Annotated in this window: 4 protein-coding genes; all 4 read right to left on the bottom strand. The window is 42.9% G+C overall.

The features are described from left to right. Nucleotides 1-558 (bottom strand): efflux RND transporter permease subunit (locus tag G4P69_RS36045; protein WP_208354706.1); only part of this gene is annotated, 558 nt, incomplete at its 3' end. A 151-nt stretch (nucleotides 559-709) separates the two neighbouring features. After that, complete coding sequence (locus G4P69_RS36040) at nucleotides 710-1,966, bottom strand: efflux RND transporter periplasmic adaptor subunit (protein ID WP_208354705.1); 1,257 nt, start codon at nucleotides 1,964-1,966, stop codon at nucleotides 710-712. A 145-nt stretch (nucleotides 1,967-2,111) separates the two neighbouring features. Then, nucleotides 2,112-2,681 carry a TetR/AcrR family transcriptional regulator gene (locus G4P69_RS36035; protein ID WP_208345905.1) on the bottom strand — a complete coding sequence of 190 codons (570 nt, stop codon included), beginning with the start codon at nucleotides 2,679-2,681 and terminating at the stop codon, nucleotides 2,112-2,114. Between the two features lie 153 nt (nucleotides 2,682-2,834). Continuing rightward, complete coding sequence (locus G4P69_RS36030; protein ID WP_208354704.1) at nucleotides 2,835-3,671, bottom strand: M15 family metallopeptidase; 837 nt, start codon at nucleotides 3,669-3,671, stop codon at nucleotides 2,835-2,837. Nucleotides 3,672-3,842: the final 171 nt, after the last annotated feature.

Here is a 3,842-nt window from a genome sequence, read left to right as displayed (position 1 = left end):
ATATTGCTGTTGTCCAAAAATGTTGACCTGTCCTACACCCTGAATCCTAGCAATTTCGTCGTTCACGTATAGATCGACATAATTACTGATAAACTTTGCGTCATACTCGTCATTTGGAGAGAAAAACCCGTAGACCACCAAAAGACTCGTTGATGCAGTTTTCACTACTATTCCTTGCTGTTGAACTGCTGATGGTAGGAGGGGTGTTGCCTGTTGCAGGTTATTCTGTATGTTGACCTGGTCTACACTTGGATTCGTACCCACCCCAAAATACGCTGATATGTTGCTGGTACCTGTCGCACTCGTCGAAGAGAAGTACTGCATATCGCGGGTTCCATTCAGCTTTCGCTCGATTGGAGTTGTCACCGTTGTTTCAATGGTTTGTGGATCAGCTCCTACATAAGAAGAGCTGATTTGAACCTGAATCGGAGCAATTTGAGGAATGTACTCGATTGGTAGAAGTGGCAGACAAATGCCCCCCAGTAGCACGATCAGAATTGTACAAACTGTTGTTAAGACCGGTCGCTTAATAAATATATCAGCAATAGATAAGATCACGCGGTAATACTCCTTGACTCGATTCAAGTGATTCCATTACATGGGGCATTGGGCATGGGGCATGGGGCATGGGGCATGGGGCATGGGGCATTGGGGTTAGACTAATTCCTGCACCTCTGCATCTCTGCTCCTCTGCGAAGAGATCCCTAACTTAGGATTGAGATTGAGCATTGTTTGCTGCATTGTTGGCATTAGACACGATAGGAACACCATCTCTAAGCTTAAGAATTCCCGATGTGATAACTTCATCACCTGGTTTAAGTCCCTTCTCAATTTGGTATTGTTGCCCTTGAATATCTCCCAATGTCACTGGTACTTGCCGAGCAACTAGCTGATTTTTGCCGTTTACTTGATTTTGTTTGGCGACAAACACAAAGCTTTGTCCACCAATCGTTGTAACTGCATTAACCGGAACTAAAACACCTTGTTTTGTATTCCAAATAACACTTGCTTTGACATATTGACCATCACGGAGATTCCCGCCTTTGTTTAAGAAACGTGCTCTAGTAATAATCGATTGAGCATTTGAATCGGCTTGGGAAGAAACGAAGTAGATATTTCCTGAACCGAGCACAGCGTTAGTATTTGGGTCAAGCAACTGTACAGGTAAACCTGTTTTTAGTTCGTTTGAGCGGCTAATTGGGATGGGAATCTGAAGATCAAAGGCATTATTTTGGTTAATGGTTGTTAGAGTATCGCCAGTGTTAACATAATCTCCTATTTTCAGGTTGATGTTACCAACAAAGCCATCAATGGGAGCCGCGACTCGTTTAAAGTTGACGTTTACCTGAGCCGCTGCGGCATTTGCTTGAGCTTGACGAACATTAGCTTCTGCTTGAGTTAGAGCCGCTCTGTTGGCTGCAATTTGATTTTGATTTGTGCGAACTACACCCTGTTGTACTTTCAAATTTGTTGCATAATTATCTGCTGTTGCACGATCAACTGCTCCCTGTTGTGCTAAGTATTGATATCTGGTGTTGTTAATTTTTGCGAGTTGATATTGTGATTGTGATTGAGACAATTGTGCTATCGAGGCTTGAAGATTTTTAGCGGCAGTATTACGCGCTGCGATCGCAGCCGCCACAGCAGCCTGAGCACTGTTATATTGCGGAAGTGCTTGCTCAGGATTGAGAATAACAATTGCATCTCCTTGCTTTACTCTTGCTCCTGGCTGAACAAGAATTTTCTCAATTCTGCCCTGAATTTCTGGCTTTAAGTCAACAGTTCGCTCGGCTTGCAATGTTCCAACATATTGGCTGGTATCTTGAAGTTGGCCATTTTGCAAAGTCGCTATTTTGACAGTAGTTGGAGGAGGGGTATTCGCTTTAGCAGATTCTCCAGCTTTATTACAAGAAGTCGTTAGGATAGATACCAAAAGAACTGTACTTAGTAATAGATAGTTTTTCATAGAAACGCCTTAGTTTTAAAAATCCTAATTATTTGTAAATATGTTTTTTATTTAAGATTTATTAAAAAAAATTTGCATACCCCGTTGGAAGTAAAACACCTCTATTTACAGGTAAGAATTCTAATATCTTGTTATTAGACGCCGATCATTCTGTTGGTTTTGCCAGTTCTAAAAGCGTCTCTATCACTTCAGTTCGTAACGATTCATTAGGTGGAGCAAATCCAAACATTTCAGCGAAGTACAAACCATCCAGAGCTAAACGGATGAGAGTCGCTCTTTCAGGAGAAAGTCCGCTCATTTCCATCTGTTTTTGCCAATCCTCAATCACCTTTTGTACAGGTTCTAACAACTTAGGATTAGATAACATCGCCGCTAATACACTATAGCGAAGCATCTTTCTTTGTGGATCTACGTTAGCGAATGAACGAATATAGGCTCGTGTCCATCTACCTGGGTTATCTGGTGCATCATCCTCCTCAAATGCTTGCTGGATCATCGTCGCGCGCTGATTCACAAGCTGATCCATCATTGCGACTATGAGTGCTTCTTTATTTGGAAAGTGGTAGAGTAAACCACCTTTGCTCACTCCTGCCTCGCGAGCGACTGCTTCAAGCGTCATTGCTTCTGCTCCGTTAGCAATAATCACTTGGCACGCTGCTTGTAAAATTGTTTTACGTGTGGAACATGGAGTATTGGACAGTTTTGTAGCAGCCATATTTACAGCCGTAAGAGTGTACAGGCATCGCCACAACTGGTACAAAAAGTCAAAAGTCCAAAGAGTCTTGGCTTTTGACTTCCGCGCAGCGGTGTGGCGTCTATACTAGGCTATATAACCTTTTCAAAAACTGTACCATCCGGACGGTAGAGTTTATGGTGATATTTTGGCGGGTTTTACATTTCTGGCTTTGTAGAAGGTTTCTAAGCTATCTTGGTCGCCTACATAACGCCAGTGCCAAGGTTCATAACTTACACCTTGAGCATTATTCTTAGGAAAGGAGATCTCAAAACTGAAATGGGCTGCATTGGCTTGTAACCACTGAAAAGCTTTGGTGTTTTCAAAGTTAGGGTTCACATTAGTGGCTGGTGCTGCACCATCTCCAATATCCACAGCATAGCCTGTATGATGTTCGCTGTAACGAGGTGGAGCGCTTACAGCAGCTCGTTCTACTGCTAATTGATTCCGTTGGGCTTTTACACCAAAAAATAACTGCTGTTGGTCTTTAATTGAGCGAAAGGCAGAAAGTGGCACTAATATCACACCTTGACTTCGTGCTGCTCGCGCCATAGCCTGAAAAGCTTGAGCAGCAGATTTTCGCATTCTAGCACGTCCATCACCAGAAACAGGTACAAGTTCTGTTTCTGGTGCTTCTGAGTAAGAAAAATGGCCTAAAAGTGTATCGCTATTACTATTTGGATTGACAGAAGTATCAGATGGTGATGCTGTCGCTGTAGAGGAGTTAGCAACCGAAGGTTGAGAATTAGTAGTGTTTTTAGGCGCAAGGGCGAAAAATACAAAACCACTGATCACGGCAAGTAGGATAAATCCTGCCAATCCCCCAATCACTAAAATTCCCGGTTGCACGCCTACTTTTGGTGCTGAATTGGTGCGTGCTGCATCGGGAGTATCGCGTAAAGCTGGCGGAATATCTTCACCAGAGTTAGGCTGTGAGTCTTGAGGTTTTCCAGAAAACCCTGCGTTATTCAAGGGTCTACTCCTACTTTTGTTAAGTAATCATAACAGGTTTTAACATGGTCAGCTAGGGTAGTGTTGCCAAGTGCTGGCACTACACTGATGTGAATGATCCAAGCCTGATTGTGGCATTCTATAGATAAACTGGACTACAACGAATACAACAAGAGGTTTAGCTTAGTCTTG

Origin of the sequence: Aetokthonos hydrillicola CCALA 1050 (assembly GCF_017591665.1) — a bacterium.
Lineage (GTDB): Bacteria > Cyanobacteriota > Cyanobacteriia > Cyanobacteriales > Nostocaceae > Aetokthonos > Aetokthonos hydrillicola.
This window is presented reverse-complemented; position numbering and strand designations above follow the sequence as displayed.

Coding starts and splice junctions, on each gene's coding strand:
- G4P69_RS36040 (WP_208354705.1), bottom strand. CDS start 1,966: ATGAAAAACTATCTATTACTAAGTACAGTTCTTTTGGTATCTATCCTA.
- G4P69_RS36035 (WP_208345905.1), bottom strand. CDS start 2,681: ATGGCTGCTACAAAACTGTCCAATACTCCATGTTCCACACGTAAAACA.